We start from the raw sequence: 19,211 nt of genomic DNA on the forward strand, positions 1-19,211 counted from the left end.
TTGGAAAAAAGGCGCGGCGAAGCCGCGCCTTTTTTCCAAATAATGGGGAAGTTCTTATCTGGAAATCTCCTAACCTCAGTTCGGGATAAGCTGAAGTGCTCATTTTGGCGTGCACATAGTGCACGCCAAAATGAGCGTTTTCGAGTGCCGCGCAACGCGCGGCACTCGAAAACGCCCTTAACCCGAACTCAGGGTAAATAGGAAAAACGCACTGAGAATCGCGCATTGAATAACCTGCCATTCTTTTTATGGGAGTGGTGGCTTAGCCGCCACTCCCATAAAAAGAATGGTGAAGGTATTAGTTTTATTTGTGATCCTTACCATTCCAGGCGGGCATGATTATCGATGAGTAGAGTATTGCCCTCTGCATCCACTGCCGAGAAACGCCGTAGATGCTTGCGAATTGTTTCTGGTAGATGGTCGAAATCAAACTGGGCATCTCCCTCCGAAATGTCAGCCCAGAAATAGCGCAATTCTCCAACCCACTCCTCAGCTTCGGCGGGAGACAAACTCAAGGGTGGTTCTGTGAGAAAACGAGTCATGAAGTGATGGGAGCGATCGCCCATCCATTCCCGTGACTGGTGGGGTAGATTTTCCCAACCGGGGAGCGATCGCACCCGACCCGACTCCACCTGCACGTATCGCTCCTGTTTGTCCTGATGAAATTGCAAAACTCGATAGGGATGGGGATAACTCACCAGCGATCCCGTCGTAATCTCATACATTCCGGGAGCCTGGGCAATATCCTGCACATGTAAATGCCCTGTAAAAATGAGTGGCACATCGGCCGGATGTAATCGGTTCAATAACTCCTTCGCATTGGAGAGCATATACCGTTGTCCCATTCCGTGGCGCGACTGCCCCGGTAAATGCTCCAACACATTGTGGTGCAACATCAGGAGAATGGGCACGTCTCCCAACTGCGTCAGCGTTTCCGAGAGCCAATCCAATTGCTCAGTATCCAAAAATCCACTGTGTAGTTGGTTGCCCTCGTCGTCAAAGGCAATGGAATTGAGCCCAATTAACCAAACACCGGGCACAATCTCCTGACAATAGTAGGGGTGCTCGGAATCTCCATAGCCAAATTTACGGTAGAGCTCAATAAATTGAGCCATAGTGACCTGGCGATCGCTCCCCTGGGCCGTAATTACATCGTGATTTCCTGGCACCACATAAGCAGGATAGGGAAGTTGCGACAGTCGCTCCACCAACCAGCGATGATTTTGAAATTCCCCATGCTGGGTCAGATCTCCCGGCAGCAGCAGAAAATCCAGCTCCAACGACGCTAATTCTTCAAGAATCGATTCAAAGGCAGGAATACTCACTTCCACTAAATGAAATCGGTGGGCATTATTCCAAATCGTCTCCGGGAGAGCGATGTGGGGATCGCTGATAATCGCAAACCGAAAATTTAGGGGCATAGCAATCGGGCTGGGGAATGTTTGCAATGGGCAGAAGAAGCCCATTGAAACCAATTTATCGCTAATGCGAGTAGTACCGGGAGAACTGTGGCTTCTGAGGCCCCATAAGTAACTTGAATCCCGGATAAGTCGAAGTACCCAATTTTTGCATGGGAACGCGCATGCAAAAATTGGGTACTTCGAACTGAAGATCAGAATCTCAGAGGCTAAAAAACTTTGCTCATAGACTTTACAAGCAAGCGTTACCCCGCTTAATATATAACAAACGTTCGATATAAAACAGTCCGGCCTGGGAAGATCTGCTGGATTGAGATTTATTCCCTGTACGCTCTACCCTTTGAGTCGTCGTATGGTTTCTCAGTTGGCCTGTCGCAACTTGCTCCTTCAAGCGGCTTATGGTTCCCTGAGATCGTTGCTTGCTTTCGTCCCATGCCCAAAATCATTGACCATGACCAGTATCGCAAGGAGTTGTTGAGCCAATGCTTTGACCTGTTTGCCGAGAAAGGTTATGCCGCCATCACCATGCGGCAAATTGCTCAGGGATTGAAGGTTTCCACTGGCACGCTCTATCACTACTTCCCCAGTAAGGAGGTGTTGTTTGAGCAGATGGTGCGGGAAATGGCCCTGCAAGACATCCAGAATGCAATCGTCGAAATTCAAGCAAAGGAAACAACCCTTGAGCGTATTGAAGCCATTTTTTACTTCATCGCTAAACACGAAGACTATTTCATTAAGCAAAACCTGATTTGGTTTGAGTTTTACCAACAGCAAAAACGAAGTGGAGGCGATCGCCTCTCTCTGTTCTGCCAGGTTTGGAAAGAGTACGAACAGGAGATCAGCGATCTGGTTGCTATTAAAGATAAGAATCTCCTGAAACTCCTGGGATGTTTTATCGACGGCATGTTACTGCATCGCATGTTTGATCCAGAAGAATTTTCCTTGGAACAGCAAATACAACTACTGATGAATATGCTGAAACTTTATTTCGATCAACATCCCGAACAGGGTCAAACACGTTAGGAGGAAACCAATGCAACATACAATGCGGCCTCCTAAAAATCATTTAATTGGCCTGTTGTTGACGGCAGCAGCCATTACCGGAGGTTTAACTCTGTACGGCATCACGTCTGTCAACGATGCCAAAGAAAGCGTAGCTCAACCCGTTGAAACTACACCCGAAAACCGCACAATTACAGCATTAGGGCGTTTAGAGCCGGCGACCGAAGTGGTTCAACTTGCAGCACCTATGATCCTGGATGGCGATCGCCTTCTAGAACTGCGGGTGAAGGAAGGCGATCGTGTCGAAGCTGGTCAGATTATTGCTGTGTTGGGGTCACGCGATCGCCTTCAGGATGCCGTCCGTCAGGCTCAAGAGCGGGTACGATCGGCTCAGGCGCGTCTGGCTCAAGTACAGGCCGGAGCCAAGTCAGGGGAAGTACAGGCGCAGCAAGCCGCCATTGTTCGCCTTCAGGCTGAACTGGATGGAGCACGAGGGATACAGGCTGCGACCCTGGCTCGGTTGGAGGCGGAATATCAAAACGCCCAGGTGGAATATAACCGATACCAGCAGTTGTATCAGGAAGGGGCCGTTTCCCAGTCAGCATTAGACAGCCGTCGACTGACTGCCACTACTGCCCAGGCTCAATTACAGGAAGCTCAGCAAAACCAGAACCGCACCCTCGAAACGCTACAGGCCCAACTCCAAGAAGCCACTGCCACACTGGATCGAATTGCGGAAGTGCGTCCGGTCGATGTGCAGGTGGTTCAAACGGAAGTGGATGGAGCGATCGCTGCCCTCTCCCAGGCGCAAACTGACTTAGAACAAGCCTATATTCGTGCCCCCTTTGTGGGCCAAATTCTCAAAATTCACACCCGGCCTGGAGAGAAACTGAGCGAGAACGGCATTGCCGATTTAGGCCAAACCGACCAGATGACAGTTGTTGCCGAAGTTTATCAATCCGACATTGGTAACATTCAAACCGGACAGATGGCTACCATCACAGGCCAGGGGTTTGATGGAGAGTTGCAGGGCACCGTTTCCCAGGTAGGTTTACAGGTCAGCCGCCAGAACACCTTCAGCAACCAACCCGGAGAAAATCTCGATCGCCGTGTCGTAGAAGTGCGCATCACCCTCACCCCCGAAGCCAGTCGTCACGTATCCCAACTCACCAATCTGCAAGTACAGGTCGCCATCCAACCCTAATTTTTGTGCGCCCTAAATGATAACGAATGTTCGATATAGAACCTATCTGAAGCCCTCTCCCAAAACCTATGCAACCCACCCGTGCTGCAGCCCAATCCCCCCTAATTCCCCTCTCAAGCCGTGAGCAAGAAGTTTTGAAGTTGATTATGGAAGGAGCAACGAACACAGAGATTGCTCGTCGCTTGTATGTCAGCCCCAACACCATCAAGACCCACGTTCGCAACATCCTCAACAAACTTGGGGTAGAGCATCGCCTACAGGCCGCTGTAGTCGCCTTAAGACATGGCTTGGTCTAACCCAGGAGCTTTAACCCATGTTGCAAACCCTTACCAAAAAAACGCCCCTGGCGTGGCTTCTGCTAACGAAGCAAAAAGCACGGCTGGCGGTGGCGATCGCCGGAATCGCCTTTGCAGACATCCTCATGTTCGTTCAAATGGGCTTCCAGGGTGCCCTATTTGATGCAGCGACCAAGCCTTACCGGGAACTGGATGCCGATCTGGTCATTGCTAATCCTCAGTTTCAAACCCTGTTTGCCGTTCGCAGCACCCCTCGGGAGCGGTTGTACCAGGCCGCAGGTGTAGAGGGGGTTGAATCCGTTAGCCCGCTCTACATTGCTTCGGCACAGTGGCGCAATCCGGAAACGTTGCAGAGCCGCACCATTCTGGTATGGGGCTTTGATCCAGGCAGCCCGGTGTTTCAATCCACAGAAATTAATCAAAACCTGGATCAAATTAAACCCCTCAATCAAGTGTTGTTTGATCGAGCGGGGCGACCGGAGTATGGGGCGATCGCCCAAACTTTCACCGAAAACGGGCCTTTCGATGCCCAACTCAGCAACAAACAGGTGCAGGTCAGTGGCGTGTTCACCATGGGCTCATCCTTTGCTGCCGATGGTAACGTCGTCGTTAGCGACTCCACCTTTCTCAACCTCTTTCCCGAACGCACTCCCGACCAAATTGAAGTCGGTCTCATCCGCCTCGTCCCCGGAGCCGATGTGGAAACCGTACGCCAACAAATTGATGCCATCCTCCCCGAGGATGTGATGGTCCTCACCCCCGAAGGTTTTGCCGACATTGAGCAAGGCTACTGGGCCAACGGCACTGGCATCGGCTTCATCTTCGGCCTGGGTACGATCATCGGCTTCATTGTCGGCATCGTCATCGTCTACCAGATCCTTTACTCTGACGTTTCCGATCACCTACCTGAATTTGCCACGTTGAAGGCAATGGGCTATAGCGATCGCTATCTCCTCATGGTGTTGATGCAAGAATCCCTCATCCTCGCTCTGGTCGGCTTTGTCCCCAGCCTTCTCCTCGCCACTGGCCTCTATCAAGTTGTCTACGCGGCAACCCTCCTACCCATTGGAATGAAAGCAGATCGGGCGATCGCCGTCCTCCTCCTCACCGTCATCATGTGCGTCGCCTCTGGAGCCGTCGCCATGCGCAAACTTCGCAGTGCAGATCCGGCAGATATTTTTTAACGCATCCAACGCATCCATTTATGCAAACCCTCACCACCCAGTCCCACCCCCTCGAAAACGCGATCGCCCCCGTCATTTCTGCCCGCAATCTCAATCACTACTTTGGGCAAGGCGATCTCCGCAAGCAAGCTCTATTCGACATCAACCTCGACATTCATGCTGGGGAAATTATCATCATGACTGGGCCATCCGGTTCGGGTAAAACGACATTGCTGACCCTGATGGGAGGGTTGCGATCGGCTCAGGAAGGCAGTCTGACGATTCTGGGTCAGGAAATTTGTGGAGCTACAAAGCAACAGCTTTTGCAATTGCGCAAACAAATCGGTTACATCTTCCAGGCACACAATTTAATGACCTTTTTGACCGCAAAGCAGAATGTGCGGATGTCATTGGAATTACACGAGAAATATCTCGATCAGGATATCGATGCGATCGCCACAGATATTCTCAAAGCCGTTGGCTTAGAACAACGGATTGATTACTATGCGGAAAGCCTATCGGGGGGACAGAAGCAACGGGTGGCGATCGCCCGTGCCCTGGTCAGTCAGCCCCGCATCATCCTGGCTGACGAACCCACTGCCGCCCTCGACAAGAAATCAGGCCGCGAAGTGGTCAGCCTCATGCAAAAGCTGGCAAAAGAGCAGCAATGCACCATCCTGCTCGTCACCCATGACAACCGCATTCTAGATATTGCCGATCGCATCATCTACATGGAGGATGGTCGCCTGGCCGATCATCCGGACCCGGCAGCGCTTGTGCACTGACGAACCCACGCCACCTCGGCTTTTGGAAACTCGCAATCTTCGAAGGAATATCCCTATACTTTAAAGCGATAGACAGATTTTGTTGCAGGGCCTAAGCATGGTAGCCGTACAGACTGGGCGGAGTTGGCAACCCATTATTCAAGAATTGGAGGCAGTCATTGCTCCCCAAAACGTCATTCGCCGCAAGGAAGAATTACTGGTCTACGAGTGCGACGGGCTCACCAGTTATAAGCAGCGTCCGGCTATTGTGGTCTTGCCTCGCACGACAGAGGAAGTAGCGTGGGCGGTGAAGGTGTGCGATCGCCATAATATCCCCTTCGTCGCTCGCGGTTCTGGAACAGGGCTCTCTGGCGGTGCATTGCCTCTAAAAAACTCGGTACTCATCGTCACCTCTATGATGAGCCAGATTTTGGAGGTGGATCTGGAAAATCAACGGGTCGTCGTACAACCTGGTGTGATTAATAACTGGGTAACCCAGGCTGTCAGCGGAGCCGGGTTCTTCTATGCCCCCGATCCTTCCAGCCAAATCATCTGTTCCGTAGGGGGCAACGTTGCCGAGAACTCCGGTGGGGTTCATTGTTTGAAATATGGCGTCACGACGAACCACATTTTGGGGCTAAAACTGGTCACCCCTGACGGCTCTATTGTAGAAGTTGGCGGCAGAGTCCCTGAAATGCCTGGATATGACCTGACAGGGGTTTTCGTCGGCTCCGAAGGAACCCTTGGCATTGCTACCGAAATCACCCTGCGAATTGTCAAAGTTCCCGATGTAATCAAAGTGCTTCTGGCCGACTTTACTAGCGTTGAAGCCGCAGGGCAAACTGTCTCCGACATCATCAGCGCAGGTATCATTCCCGGTGGCATGGAGATCATGGACAACTTCAGCATCAATGCTGTGGAAGATGTGGTTGCCACTAACTGCTACCCCCGAGATGCTACCGCTATCTTGCTGGTGGAATTGGATGGCCTGGAGGTCGAAGTTGAAGCAAATACACAAAAAGTGGAAGAAATCTGCTGCAGGAACGGGGCCCGCAGCATTCAAACTGCCACGGACCCCGCCGAGCGGCTTAATCTCTGGAAAGGCCGTAAAGCTGCCTTTGCAGCCGTTGGTAAAATTAGCCCCGACTACTACGTGCAAGATGGCGTAGTACCCCGTACCAAGCTGCCGGAGATGTTGCAGGAGATTGAAAATCTGAGCCAGAAACACGGTTATCGGGTTGCCAACGTATTCCACGCAGGTGACGGTAACTTGCACCCGTTAATTCTCTACAACAACGCCATTCCCGGTGAGTTGGAAAAGGTAGAAGAGTTAGGCGGTGAAATCCTCAAGCTTTGCGTCAAAATGGGCGGTACCATCTCTGGCGAGCACGGCATTGGTGCAGACAAACGCTGCTATATGCCTGAGCTATTTAGCGAAACGGATATGGAAACCATGTTGTGGGTACGCGATGTGTTTGACCCCAAACGCATTGCAAACCCAGACAAAATTTTCCCCACTCCTCGCACCTGTGGTGAAGCAGGCCGCGCCGAAGCCCAAAAATCATTTCCTAGCCTAGAGCGGTTCTAACGTATAACCCTTGCCGCTCTGATGAGATACGAGAGATGGATGTGGAACAACGTCCCACATCCATCTCTCGTATCTCACTAGTTGATGCTCAACCGAACGGGCAAAAACGGCGATCCAGCGAGTCACCGAAATTGTTGCTGGCTCATCGGCAGGGTAAGACGACGATTTTGATTAGTCATCGTCCGAGGGTCATCAGCCGAGCAGATTGGATTGTGCTGTTGGAGCAGGGCCAGTTGAGATTACAAGGATCTCGGGAAAGCTTGCATGCTAAATCAGGGCCACATTTAGGCTTCTTGACACCCTGAAGATTAACCCGAATCACGAAACTTCTCAAGTCTATACAGCGCTTTTCAAACGCTTAAAATCCGGTTGTTTTTGTGGGAGCCACGCGGAGCGCGGCTCCCACAAAAACAACCGTGGCTGATTCAAGCGCAAAGCGCTGTATGCACGTTGCGGTTGAGTTTTTTCGTGCGCTAAGCGCACGAAAAACTAACCTTTCCAACGATTAAAATACATCCTGGGCCTGGTCACCGGTTTCTAGCGTTCAGCCCATGGGTTCATAGCAGTCGAGGGTTGCTTCCATTTCCCTGGCACTTACGGCACCTGCTTCGTAAGCTTTGAGAGTGCGATAAACCTTCAGCAGGCGTTCCCGGTGTAGCACACCCATACACAGCAAATTTAAGGCACGTTGAGAGAAGTATTCCAGGGTCATCGTCTAAAGCATCTCCTTGAACGGTATACAAGCACTCATGCAAAGAGTGGCGGTCATCGGGGCCGCTACACTCAGTAGACGTATATTCCTTCGTCAAAGTGCCATAAGCCATCAGAGACATGAAACGCCTGAAGTCCCCTTTCTGTTGCCGTGAAGCAACAACAGAAAGGGGACTTCGCATCCAAAAATGGCCTTTGAAACAGACCCTGGTAGTATCCCCATCAGGTCGTATTAAAAAGTACAACGATCTGCTCACCATCCTTTCTAAGAGCGTACTTTTAGGGATACCTATAAGAACAAGCTCTTGTTTAACTTCCCCGATGGACGTATTCATCACCTCTACCATTGTTCTAGCCATCCCTGCATATTTCTACACCCGGCTAATTCGCAGTATTGATCGCTTCGAAAAAGAACCAATGCCCTATCTTCTGGGGGCGTTTTTCTGGGGAGCTGTCCCTGCTGTGATTGTCGCGATTATTCTGCAAGTTATTCTGGGGCTACCTGTCGAGGCCCTGCTAGGAGCCGATTCCTTAGAAAGCGAGTTGATTTCTGGGGCGATCGCTGCCCCCGTCACAGAAGAAATCTTGAAAGGAATGGCCGTTGCCATTATCTACTTTCTGTTTCGCAAAGAGTTTGACGGGTGGGTTGATGGGATTGTCTACGGCGGTATGGCAGGATTTGGCTTTGCCTACATTGAAAATATTTTGTATCTAAGCTCCACAGAAAGCTGGGAAGAGTGGTTTACTCTCCTGATTCTCAGAACTGTTGTATTTGGAGGATTACATGGTTTTTGGACAGCCTTAACAGGGATTGGCTTTGGCTTAGCCCGCTATTCTCGAAACCCCTTCTACAAGATCTTTGTAATCACAAGTGGATTACTCGCGGCCATGTTTGGCCATCTGGTACACAATGGCTCTTTAACGTTCGTGGAGGCGGATGGCTCTATATTTTTAATCACGCTATTGAACTATGGAATGCTGGCTTTCTTCATGCTCATTCTCTGGTTTATCGCAGGTTATAACGATCGCCGTCGCCTTACGGTTTACCTGCAAGATGAAGTACCTGGAACGTTCTCAGATATCTGCTACGAGGGCTTATGCAAGCACCGTTCAAAGCACCTTGCAAAATTGGGCATCAAGAGAAAACAACGTCGTCAACTTTTTCAGCTAGCCGCTGAATTAGCGCAAAAAAAATTACAGTTGAAAAAGATGGGCGACGAAAAAGGAAATAGCGAAGAAATCACGAAACTGCGAGAACAGATCAAAGCTTTAACAACACAATTCTCCTCGTAGCTAATCTGATGAAACAGGACTGACGCAAGTCTTCCGTGTCGTATGAGTGAGAGGAGGGCGATCGCCCTCCTCTCACTCATAAACCCGAATAAACATAGTGCGCAGTACTTTGTACTGCGCACTATGTTTATTCGGGTTTACAGATTATGCAGACCGGTTAGAGCTGTTGCAGAATTTGGAGAATGAGGGGTAAAGCACTATCGCTGTCGTTATCGTCTCCCAGGCGATACTCATAGTTGCGATCGTCCGACCGATTATTGTTGTAATAATCGTCTCGATCTTCATAACGACAAATACCATTTCGGCAGACACGAATTCGTGAATCCCGATCGTCATCATCGTAGCGATCCCGATCGCGATCGTATCGATCATCATTATCACGCCGATAGCGATCATCTAAATCATTGCCGTAATCGTCATAAACATCATCGCGATCGCGGTCTTGGCGATCATCGACTCCATTGTAGAAGTCATCATCGTCGTAACGATCGCGGTCACGGTCACGGTCACGATCGCGATTGCTATTCTGGTCACGCCGATCAACCCAATCGTCATCAAAGCCTTCGTCCCAATCATCCCACTCGTCCTTGCTGAGGTCAGAGCTGACAGCAGCGGGGCCATCTGAAGTGATGGTGGGAGCTTTAGGCGAAACCTCCGCTGCTGCGACAGGCGCCGCCAATGAAAGACAAAGTACGCACAGACCAAACAAGCGATGAGATTTCATAACATTTCTCCAGGGACACAGATGAGGGATTGGCCCAGTGTAATGATAGTTAAAAGGACGAATCGGAGGTGAAGGAGTTCCCGCAGGAAATCAAATTCGAAATCATTTGGGGGAGGGCGATCGCCCCTGAATTCGACACATTCTTTCCCTGATTAAACCTGGGATTTCAGGTATCAACGTGCCTATAGAAGCCTACGTTCAAGAAACGAATGCTTTGACTAAAAGGTATCATCAAGGTCATTGTTTCCGAATCACCCGAGAGTGCTATCTATGAAGGTGTTTATCGTCCATGCTCATCACGAACCGCGCAGCTTCAACTCAGCCCTTACGCGCATTGCTCAGGATGTTTTAACGGAGGCGGGCCATACAGTTCAAGTATCCGACCTGTATGCGATGAAATTTGATCCGGTATCCGATCGGCGAAACTTCACCTCTGTGAAAAATCCCGACTATTTGAAGCAACAGGTCGAAGAGCAGTACGCCCACGAAACAGGCACCTTCGCAGCCGACATTACAGCTGAGTTAGAGAAGTTGGAGTGGTGCGATGTGCTCATCTTTCAATTTCCTCTCTGGTGGTTCTCCATGCCTGCCATTCTGAAGGGCTGGGTGGATCGGGTGTTTGCTATGGGAGCCGTGTACGGAGGAGGTCGATGGTATGATAACGGCCACTTTCAGGGCAAACGGGCTATGGTTTCTGTCACGACGGGAGGTGGGCCGAGCATTTATAGCCCTACCGGCTTGCACGGGGATATTCATCAAGTTCTTTACCCCATTAACCACGGCATTCTTCACTTCGTTGGGTTCGACGTACTGCCCCCCTTCATCGCTTACGGGGTAAGCCGCGCCGATGATACAGACCGTAGTAATTACCTGAAGGAATACCAGCAACGCCTCCTGAACCTCGACACAACTCCACCCATTGCTTACGCCTCCCTGACGGATTACGACCCCGAGACCTGGCAGTATCGAAAACGTCGCGATCGCACCGACTAATTCATCTCAACGTCCGTAACGCTACCCCCGCAAGAAGGACCGAGCATAAAAGGTGCATGACTTGCAGCGCATAGCGCTACAGATCATGCACCTTCAACAACTGAAGTCATCAGATCAAGCGCATCCATAACAGGCGACAACACGCCCGGCTCCACGGTATTGGCGGAAATAGGCTTGACTAACGGTATCCCCTGACTCCGATAGCACATCTACACCAATGCCATTGCGCCCCTGATCCTTGCCCGAGCTATGAATATAGCGGCCATCGCCAAGGTAGAGCCCGACGTGGGTACAGCGATCCGGGCGACCGAAGAAGACCAGATCGCCGGGTTGCAGATCTTCAAAGGCGATCGCCTGCAAGAATGCCTCTTGCTGATAGGCATCGCGCGGTAACCAGATGCCCACTGAGGCAAAGGCTGTTTGCATTAAACCTGAACAGTCATAATTTGGGCCAACGGTGCCACCCCACAGATAATGGTTGGGTTGGGTCATGGCCACCTGGGTGAAGGCAATCACCTGGGGCAATCGTCGCTGAATTTCTTCAAAGGGGAGGGCGATCGCCTGATAGGACGCCTCCGCTGCCTCTAGCAAATCCAGATCCTCTACCGCGATCCAACCGGGATAATCGTCTTCGCACAGTTCTACCGTCAAAACAGGATTTCCGTCCTCCGGTTGCGCTACGATCCGCAATTGGCGACCTGCTACCGCCTGGGTTGCCAGCCGCTCTAAAGTCGGCCCATCGTAAAGATTGAGATTTTCGAGACAGCGGTATTGTGCAGGGGTTGAGCTACTGAGTTGGGCTTGAACCTGGGCGAGGGAAAGCATAGGGGAATTGTTTGGGAGACGTTATGCCATTTTTTCATCGTGATGACACATTGACACAGGTAGGCGATCGCATTCTCGAAACAACCTGGGCTCAGTTTCCCAAACTTGCCCGCAATCAGATTGCCCTCACCTGGCTGGTGTATGACCCACCCTACCCCGTTAATACTGGCGGAGCCCTCACTCCTGAAGAGTTCTGGAAGTACCCGGTGCGTGGCTATAGCTACCGGGGAGTGGAGCGTATTTATCCGGCTAGCGTCGTCAAATTGTTCTATCTGGTCGCCGTTCACGAGTGGCTAGAAAATAATATGATTTCCCCTTCTGCTGAGCTGGATCGAGCCGTACGCGACATGATTGTAGACTCCAGCAACGACGCCACCAGCCTGGTTCTCGATACCCTCACTGGCACTACCAGCGGCCCCGAGCTCAGCCCCGGCCCCTTCGAAACCTGGCAGACCCAACGCAATATCGTCAATCGCTACTACCAATCCCTCGGTTGGCCCGAATTTGAAACCATTAATGTAAACCAGAAAACCTGGAGCGAAGGCCCCTATGGGCGAGAGCGAGCCTTTTATGGGCCAGAAATGGAGAATCGCAATTGGTTAACCACTGAGGCAACCGCCCGATTGTTACATGCTGTCGTGGGTGGAGTCGCGGTATCGTCGGGGCGATCGCAGGCCATGATGCAACACCTTCACCGCAGCCTGGACCCAGCCGCTCTAGCTGCCGATCCTGAAAATCAGGTGGTCGGTTTTCTGGGCGGTGGCTTACCCCCGAATGCTCGCCTCTGGTCAAAAGCCGGATGGATGAGCCGCGTTCGCCACGATGCCGCTTATATCGAACTTCCTGAAGGGCACCCCTACCTGCTGGTGGTCTTCACGGAAGGTCGCGAGCATAGTGCTAACGACACGTTACTTCCCTTTATTTCGCAACAAGTGGCGGCTGCAATTCAAACACAACAAGTGTAAAGGAATCAAGACTGCCCCAAAACAGCTCAGTATACTGGTGGTCTGTTTCGCTTCAGGCCGCCATGACCCAGACGCACTCTTCTGCCCCTGCCATTCTCTGGTCTCCAGTCTGGGCCTTGGCCGCTATGCAGGGGGCCATCACTTTAATGTGGGTGACTTATAACCTCTACTTACCCAAATTTTTAGAACAATTTGGGTTTCCCGTGGCGGCAGCGACAGCGCTAATCATTGCCGAAAACATATTATCCGCAGGGGTTGAGCCCTTAATGGGCAGTTTTTCCGATCGCACTCAACGCTGGCTCGGCACCCGATTTCCGTTCATCGCGACTGGGGTGATTGTGGCGTCAGTTCTATTCATGGCGATTCCGGCGATCGCCCTGTTTGGCGCACAGGTTGGCACTGTCATGCGATCGATTCTAATCATCGCGCTCATCGCCTGGGCGTTGTCCATGACCATCTTCCGTAGCCCCGCATTATCGTTGCTAGGACGCTACGCCATCAACAGCCAGATGCCACTGGCAGCCAGCATTCTGACTTTGGTAGGGGCTGTTACTGGAGCGATTGGCCCTGTCGCCAACCAGGCTCTATTAAAACTGGGAGCCCCTCTCACTTTTACCATTGGTAGCCTGGTACTCCTCGGAGCCGCAACCCTACTTCGCTCTGTAGCTCCCCCCGCTCCCAACTCCGACACTGTAGCCGAAACCCATGAACCGTTAGATTGGAGCCGTCTGGGATTGATCTTTGGTGCAGGTATGGGCATTGCTATCGGCTTTCGGCTGATGCTCACCATGGTGCCTTTAAGATTGGCAGAAAGCGCTGGCTCTGGGGCACCTTCCTGGATACTGCTCGTGTTATTCGTGGCGATCGCCCTCAGTGCTCTACCTACAGGCACTCTGGCTGTACGATTAGGCAATAGCCGCGCCATGTTGATAGGCCTGGGAGCGTTGGCGATCGCCCTTAGCCTTTGCCTGATCAACCTCAGCTCAGCAGGGGTTGCCGCACTCACTGCCATTCTAGGTGTCGCCTTTAGTCTGGTATCTAATGGCACCCTGCCCTTTGCTTTATCTCTTGTTCCACCTGTTCGAGCGGGGCTGGCTACCGGGCTATTTTTTGGAGGCGGGGCACTGGGGGTATCGTTATTCTTCAGTTTGTTTCAGAAGCTGAACACGAGCCAGGGATTGGTGGGCGGGGCGATCGCCTTCCTTTTTGCAGCAGGCTGCATCGCGCTCTGTCAGAAGCGAGTGAATAGCTTAATGTATTAGTAAGTCCTAACATAATGATAATGATTCTCAATAAGATAACACTCTTGCAAATCAACAAGCAGTTCGTTATCATTCTCAATAGCTGAGCTTTATTGATAAGAATTATGACCGCCTACTCCGCTACTGCCCTGAAGGCTGAATTAAATGAGCGCGGTTGGAGGCTTACACCTCAGCGTGAAACCATCCTGCAAATTTTCCAAGATTTGCCTAAAGGTAACCACCTGAGTGCGGAAGACTTATACCACCTGCTGAAGCAGGAGGGGCATCCCATCAGCCTCTCCACCATCTACCGAACTCTCAAGTTGATGGCCCGCATGGGCATTTTGCGGGAACTGGAATTGGCTGAGGGCCACAAGCACTACGAAATTAATCAACCCTCGCCTCATCACCATCACCACCTCATCTGCGTTAAGTGCAACCGCACCATCGAGTTTAAGAATGACAGCATTCTTAAAACGGGTATGAAAACTGCTCAGAAGGAGGGGTATCATCTGTTAGATTGCCAACTGGTAATTCATGCGATATGCCCGACCTGCCAGCGATCGCTGATTCCTGTTTAAAGCATCCAAACAAGAAAACGCTTGGTGTAAAACACGTTGTATTAACTGACGAAATCGTCAGTTAATAAAGTTTGCCGTCAAGACATCGAATACTCCGTTGTTACTCATAAGTGCTTAGTTTCAAGAAATCGTAAATATGCTTGAGAATCCAGAGAAAAGGGGCGGAAAGCGCCCCTTTTCTCTGGATTCTCAAGCATACCGGGAGGGTTTTCCACAAATCAGGTGCATCCAGAAATTGACAGCTCCAGCTAAGTCTTTTTCCGTGGAACAGATAACTCGTGGAACAGATAACTTCGGTAAAGCAACGGCAACGTTTGAGAAGATAATTAACAGCGACCTGGAGCATAGCAAATAAGGAGATTTCCAGTAATGAAATTACCCCCAGAATGTTGGTGCTTTGCCCGCGAAGCGGGCAAAGCACCAACATTCTGGGTAAATTCTTATGCAGAAACCTCCTAAGTTGAATGACCTGCTGAAATTCATTGAAAAATAGAGAGAAACGGGACTTTTGGCAAGATATAAAGCTCAAATGGCAGAATAGAGCTGGGATTTATCTTCCGGTATAGTCCACAGGTTGAGCCTCTACCTATGCGGGTTCAAGCCAACGGTGTGAATTTACCGTAGATTGCATTACAAGCCCTTTTTCAATCGCCCCATTACTCAACGCCCTTATATATGCCACGGATGCCTGAAACTCCAGAGCTTGCGATCGCCCCACCTCCCACTCCAGAGTCCGCTACTATGACCCTGGATGTCAGCGGCATGAAGTGTGCTGGCTGTGTACGTGCCGTTGAGCGATCGCTCCTCCAACAGCCGGGAGTCGTCTCGGCCACCGTGAATCTTGTTACCGAAGCAGCGCTGGTCGAGTACCAGACAGACACGGTAGACCCTGATGCTCTTGCCCACAGCCTGACTGAAACTGGCTTTCCTTCCCAGGTACGTTGGCGCCCTGGGCAAGAAGCTGACAACACGGCCGCCCGCCAGGAACGGCTAGAGAGGCACCGGAGAGAAGCGCGCGATCGCGATCAACAGTTGGCGATCGCCCTCGGTCTCCTTAGCCTATCCATCATCGGCCACCTCCAAAGCTTTGGGCTGGTACTGCCCTTACTGAGTAACATTTGGTTCCATGCTGGGTTGGCCACTGTAGCCCTGGCTTTCCCTGGCCGGGGATTGCTGCTGGATGGCGCTCGAGGACTACTGCGTGGTACGCCCAACATGAATACTCTGGTTGGACTGGGCACCCTGACTGCCTATGTCACTAGCATGGTCGCCCTCCTGTTTCCGAATCTAGGCTGGGAGTGCTTCTTTGATGAACCCGTTATGTTGGTTGGGGTGATTCTGCTAGGGCGAACCCTGGAGCAACGAGCTAGAACTAAAGCCGCTGCCTCACTACAATCCTTAATCGAACTTCAGCCTACCCTGGCCCGATTGATTGGTACCCCCAAGGCCGATCAGAGCGGTGTCGAAATTCCTGCCGAACGAGTTCGGGTTGGGGAATGGCTGCGGGTTCTGCCCGGAGAAAAGATTCCTGTTGATGGCGAGGTGGTAGACGGGCAAACCACGACCGATGAGTCGATGCTGACAGGGGAATCAACCCCGGTGTTGAAGCAAGCAGGAGATGCCGTTGCTGCGGGCACCCTGAATCTGACAGGCGCGATCGCCCTTAAAACCACCCGCACGGGCCAGGACACAACCCTGGCTCAAATCATTCAACTGGTCGAAACTGCCCAGACGCGCAAGGCTCCTATTCAACGGTTGGCAGATGGGATCGCCGGGTACTTTACTTACGGCGTGCTGACCTTATCCACCCTGACCTTCTTGTTCTGGTACTTTATCGGCACTTCCCTCTGGCATGAGCAACTGCACATGCTGGGGGCAGGGCTGCAAGTGTGGGGGCACCACGAAGGTCACATGATGGCCCATCCCACCGAATTTTCACCGTTGTTACTGAGCTTGAAATTGGCGATCGCTACCCTGGTTATTGCCTGCCCTTGTGCTCTAGGATTGGCAACCCCTACCGCGATTCTCGTCGGCTCAGGCTTGGGAGCGGAGCGAGGGCTCCTCATTCGCGGCGGCGATGTATTAGAACAAGCCCATCATTTACAGACCCTCGTCTTTGATAAAACCGGGACCCTCACCAGTGGCCACCCTTCTGTTACAGATTGTGTGCCATTAACCGATGATCTTTCTGCCGATGAGTTGCTGCAGCGGGCCGCCACCGTAGAAGGGGGAACCCAGCATCCTCTGGCGATCGCCATCCGTCAGGAAGCCGACCGCCGAGAGTTATCGATGCTTGCGGCCAGCGATTTCCATACGGAAGCAGGATATGGGGTTGCGGCACGCATTGAGGGACAGACCGTACGGTTAGGAACAGAGCTATGGATGCAGCAGAATGGCGTCGAAATTCCCACCGACATTCAAGCAAAGGCTGAAGCTCTGGCTGCCGCTGGAAAAACCGTGGTATACGTTGCCCAAGACAAACAACTCGCGGGATTACTGGCCGTTATGGATACCCTGCGCCCGGATGCCATCGCGACTGTCCAGGAGTTGCAGCGGTTGGGGCTGAGCGTGAAGATTTTGACAGGCGATCGCCCTACGACGGCCCTCGCCATTGCTCAGGCCTTGCACCTCTCTAAAGAAGCCGTTCAAGCAGGTGTTTCTCCCGCCCAAAAAGCCACCGCCATTCAGCAATGGCAGGCTCAGGGGAAACGCGTTGGCATGGTTGGAGATGGTATCAATGATGCGCCAGCGTTGGCCCAGGCTGATGTTAGTATTGCTTTGCACTCAGGCACTGATGCCGCTATTGAAACGGCAGATATGGTGTTGATGCGCGATCGCCTGAGCGACTTAATTGCGGCTATCCGCCTCAGTCGAGCAACCTTTCAAAAAATTCGCCAAAATCTGTTTTGGGCTTTGGCTTACAATGTTTTAGCTGTACCCATCGCAGCCGGGGTTTTGTTGCCCAGCACCGGCATTCTCCTCAGCCCTTCCATGGCAGGAGGCTTGATGGCTCTGAGTTCGATTAGTGTCGTAACAAATTCTTTGCTACTGCGCAGAATGCGCCCAGAAGTGGGCATATTCCAAGAGGGAAGAACCTGAATCTCTGTCCATAGATGGTTTCAGAAAAGCACTGAATCCAGTCGATACGGATAGCGTAATCTTCCGCGAAACGACTAAACTAGACGATCAGAAGAAAATCCACCTGGGCTTTGCGTCCTCTACTCAAGTGTTCTGTCACTTTTTGCCGCATGACAGCTCCGCGTCACAACCACCTCCTCATCGTTGAAGATAACAAAGGCCGACGAGAATACACTCTCGACAGTTCTGTGTATTCCATTGGCCGGGATCCAAAGTGCGACATCCGTCTGGTTTCGCAATTTGTCTCCCGCCGTCATGCCACCCTGGTCCAACTTCCTAACGAAGATGGTAGCTACTACTACCGCATCGTTGATGGCAACCTGAAAGGGCGGCCCAGTGCAAACGGTTTGCTAATCAATGGTCGTAAGCTTCAAGCCCACGACCTGCAAGATGAAGACAAGATTGTTTTTGGGCCTCAAGTCTACGCCGTTTACTATCTCCTCAAGCGGGATGCCATCTCCACGGTTCCCCCTGACGAGTTTGACATCACCCTCATCAGCCCCAATATGGTTGGCGACCCCGAAGACATCGAGGACGAGGATGATGATGACGATGAGGATGAGATTACTCAACTTCGGAACGGCAATACCTCCCGCATCCACCGTGTCGAGGACGACCTCATGGAGACTGGAGGAAACTAGATCCCTTTTATAAGAAATAGGATGGGTGCTAAGCACCCATCCTATTTCTTATAAAAGAATGTGTTCAATCCGCTACCTTATGAGAATCGCAGTGGCAGGATTTCACATCATTACTTAGCGGAGTTAAAGGAGGCACCGGATCATAACCACCCGGGTGCAAGGGATGGCATCGGCCAATGCGCCGTACAGCTAACCAGCTGCCTTTCAAAGGGCCAAAGCGGGCGATCGCCTCTATGGCGTATTGTGAGCAAGTTGGCTGAAATCGACACACCGGTGGAAACAGCGGTGAGATCAAAGCTCGGTAAAGACGGATTAAGCCAATCAGAACTGTTTTCATCGACTACTGACGACATGGGTCGCGCTCATCACCCCGGCATAGGGTTGCCCCGCTTCATAATCCAGGCAACCAATCGCCTCTTCTGACAAGGCACGCCCCGGGTGAACCGTACACTTTAAATGATAGTCCCCGGTGAAGTAACGGCAATTCGCACAGGGAACCCGATGCATTTGCCTCGCCTGGCCCACACTATCGCGGAGAAAAGCCCACGTATTCCAGCACATGAGCAGCACGACGCTCCAGGCCGTAATAAAACAAACGGGAACTAAAAACGGCTGTAGAGATTTTAAGATTGGATATAGCACGGCACTCACCACTCCGATGGAT

The 19,211-nt window shown here is 51.6% G+C and carries 17 protein-coding genes and 3 pseudogenes; 14 read left to right on the top strand and 6 right to left on the bottom strand.

All coding sequences use genetic code 11. The features are described 5' to 3' along the window. Positions 1-317: 317 nt before the first annotated feature. Positions 318-1,421 (bottom strand): metallophosphoesterase, encoded by a 1,104-nt coding sequence (locus NDI52_RS11650; protein ID WP_190771522.1) that lies wholly within the window; start codon positions 1,419-1,421, stop codon positions 318-320. A 429-nt stretch (positions 1,422-1,850) separates the two neighbouring features. Between NDI52_RS11650 and NDI52_RS11655 the strand changes: the two genes are divergently transcribed. From NDI52_RS11655 to NDI52_RS11685, 7 genes and pseudogenes are all read left to right on the top strand, one after another. Further along, positions 1,851-2,441, top strand: a complete 591-nt coding sequence (locus NDI52_RS11655) for a TetR/AcrR family transcriptional regulator (protein WP_190771523.1) — start codon at positions 1,851-1,853, stop codon at positions 2,439-2,441. 10 nt (positions 2,442-2,451) lie between these two features. Beyond that, the gene (locus NDI52_RS11660) at positions 2,452-3,624 is read left to right on the top strand and encodes an ABC exporter membrane fusion protein (RefSeq protein WP_190771524.1); all 1,173 of its coding nucleotides are present in this window, start codon (positions 2,452-2,454) and stop codon (positions 3,622-3,624) included. Between the two features lie 110 nt (positions 3,625-3,734). After that, a pseudogene (locus NDI52_RS11665) lies at positions 3,735-3,920 on the top strand (response regulator transcription factor); the annotation flags it as partial. 17 nt (positions 3,921-3,937) lie between these two features. Continuing rightward, a complete protein-coding gene (gene devC / locus NDI52_RS11670) occupies positions 3,938-5,104 on the top strand; it encodes an ABC transporter permease DevC (protein ID WP_190771526.1) in 1,167 nt (388 codons plus the stop codon). 20 nt (positions 5,105-5,124) lie between these two features. Next, entirely contained in the window at positions 5,125-5,868 is a 744-nt protein-coding gene (locus NDI52_RS11675; protein ID WP_190771527.1) for a DevA family ABC transporter ATP-binding protein, read from the top strand. A 97-nt stretch (positions 5,869-5,965) separates the two neighbouring features. Continuing rightward, positions 5,966-7,435 (top strand): glycolate oxidase subunit GlcD, encoded by a 1,470-nt coding sequence (gene glcD / locus NDI52_RS11680; protein ID WP_190771528.1) that lies wholly within the window; start codon positions 5,966-5,968, stop codon positions 7,433-7,435. A gap of 116 nt (positions 7,436-7,551) precedes the next feature. After that, positions 7,552-7,740, top strand: a pseudogene (locus tag NDI52_RS11685) (hypothetical protein); the annotation flags it as partial. Positions 7,741-7,979: 239 nt separating this feature from the next. Here the strand turns inward: NDI52_RS11685 and NDI52_RS11690 are convergent. Beyond that, entirely contained in the window at positions 7,980-8,147 is a 168-nt protein-coding gene (locus tag NDI52_RS11690) for a hypothetical protein (RefSeq protein WP_190771529.1), read from the bottom strand. 320 nt (positions 8,148-8,467) lie between these two features. Here NDI52_RS11690 and NDI52_RS11695 point away from each other — a divergent pair, with 320 nt between their 5' ends. Continuing rightward, on the top strand, positions 8,468-9,439 hold the full coding sequence (locus tag NDI52_RS11695; RefSeq protein WP_190771530.1) for a PrsW family intramembrane metalloprotease: 972 nt from the start codon (positions 8,468-8,470) through the stop codon (positions 9,437-9,439). A 157-nt stretch (positions 9,440-9,596) separates the two neighbouring features. Here NDI52_RS11695 and NDI52_RS11700 read toward each other — a convergent pair whose 3' ends face one another. Further along, positions 9,597-10,163, bottom strand: a complete 567-nt coding sequence (locus tag NDI52_RS11700) for a hypothetical protein (protein WP_190771531.1) — start codon at positions 10,161-10,163, stop codon at positions 9,597-9,599. Between the two features lie 270 nt (positions 10,164-10,433). Here NDI52_RS11700 and NDI52_RS11705 point away from each other — a divergent pair, with 270 nt between their 5' ends. After that, entirely contained in the window at positions 10,434-11,156 is a 723-nt protein-coding gene (locus tag NDI52_RS11705) for an NAD(P)H-dependent oxidoreductase (protein ID WP_190771532.1), read from the top strand. Between the two features lie 114 nt (positions 11,157-11,270). Here NDI52_RS11705 and NDI52_RS11710 read toward each other — a convergent pair whose 3' ends face one another. Further along, positions 11,271-11,981 carry a C40 family peptidase gene (locus NDI52_RS11710; protein ID WP_190771533.1) on the bottom strand — a complete coding sequence of 237 codons (711 nt, stop codon included), beginning with the start codon at positions 11,979-11,981 and terminating at the stop codon, positions 11,271-11,273. Positions 11,982-12,004: 23 nt separating this feature from the next. Between NDI52_RS11710 and NDI52_RS11715 the strand changes: the two genes are divergently transcribed. The 5 genes and pseudogenes from NDI52_RS11715 to NDI52_RS11735 form a co-directional block, all read left to right on the top strand. Continuing rightward, positions 12,005-12,946: a serine hydrolase gene (locus tag NDI52_RS11715; RefSeq protein WP_190771534.1), complete on the top strand. Its 942-nt coding sequence runs from the start codon at positions 12,005-12,007 to the stop codon at positions 12,944-12,946. A 62-nt stretch (positions 12,947-13,008) separates the two neighbouring features. Next, positions 13,009-14,208 carry an MFS transporter gene (locus tag NDI52_RS11720; protein ID WP_242035876.1) on the top strand — a complete coding sequence of 400 codons (1,200 nt, stop codon included), beginning with the start codon at positions 13,009-13,011 and terminating at the stop codon, positions 14,206-14,208. Between the two features lie 104 nt (positions 14,209-14,312). Beyond that, positions 14,313-14,768 carry a transcriptional repressor gene (locus NDI52_RS11725; RefSeq protein WP_190771535.1) on the top strand — a complete coding sequence of 152 codons (456 nt, stop codon included), beginning with the start codon at positions 14,313-14,315 and terminating at the stop codon, positions 14,766-14,768. Between the two features lie 684 nt (positions 14,769-15,452). After that, positions 15,453-17,867 (top strand): heavy metal translocating P-type ATPase, encoded by a 2,415-nt coding sequence (locus NDI52_RS11730; RefSeq protein ID WP_190771573.1) that lies wholly within the window; start codon positions 15,453-15,455, stop codon positions 17,865-17,867. A gap of 149 nt (positions 17,868-18,016) precedes the next feature. Then, positions 18,017-18,433: pseudogene (locus NDI52_RS11735) on the top strand (FHA domain-containing protein); the annotation flags it as partial. 178 nt (positions 18,434-18,611) lie between these two features. Here the strand turns inward: NDI52_RS11735 and yidD are convergent. Both yidD and NDI52_RS11745 read right to left on the bottom strand, forming a co-directional pair. Then, positions 18,612-18,884 (bottom strand): membrane protein insertion efficiency factor YidD, encoded by a 273-nt coding sequence (gene yidD / locus NDI52_RS11740; protein ID WP_190771537.1) that lies wholly within the window; start codon positions 18,882-18,884, stop codon positions 18,612-18,614. Beyond that, a complete protein-coding gene (locus tag NDI52_RS11745; protein WP_199307928.1) occupies positions 18,881-19,189 on the bottom strand; it encodes a hypothetical protein in 309 nt (102 codons plus the stop codon). Before NDI52_RS11745 ends, yidD begins: the two co-directional genes overlap by 4 nt. Positions 19,190-19,211 lie beyond the last annotated feature (22 nt).

Origin of the sequence: Leptolyngbya sp. PL-A3, from assembly GCF_039962325.1 — a bacterium.
Taxonomy (GTDB): domain Bacteria; phylum Cyanobacteriota; class Cyanobacteriia; order Elainellales; family Elainellaceae; genus Vacuolonema.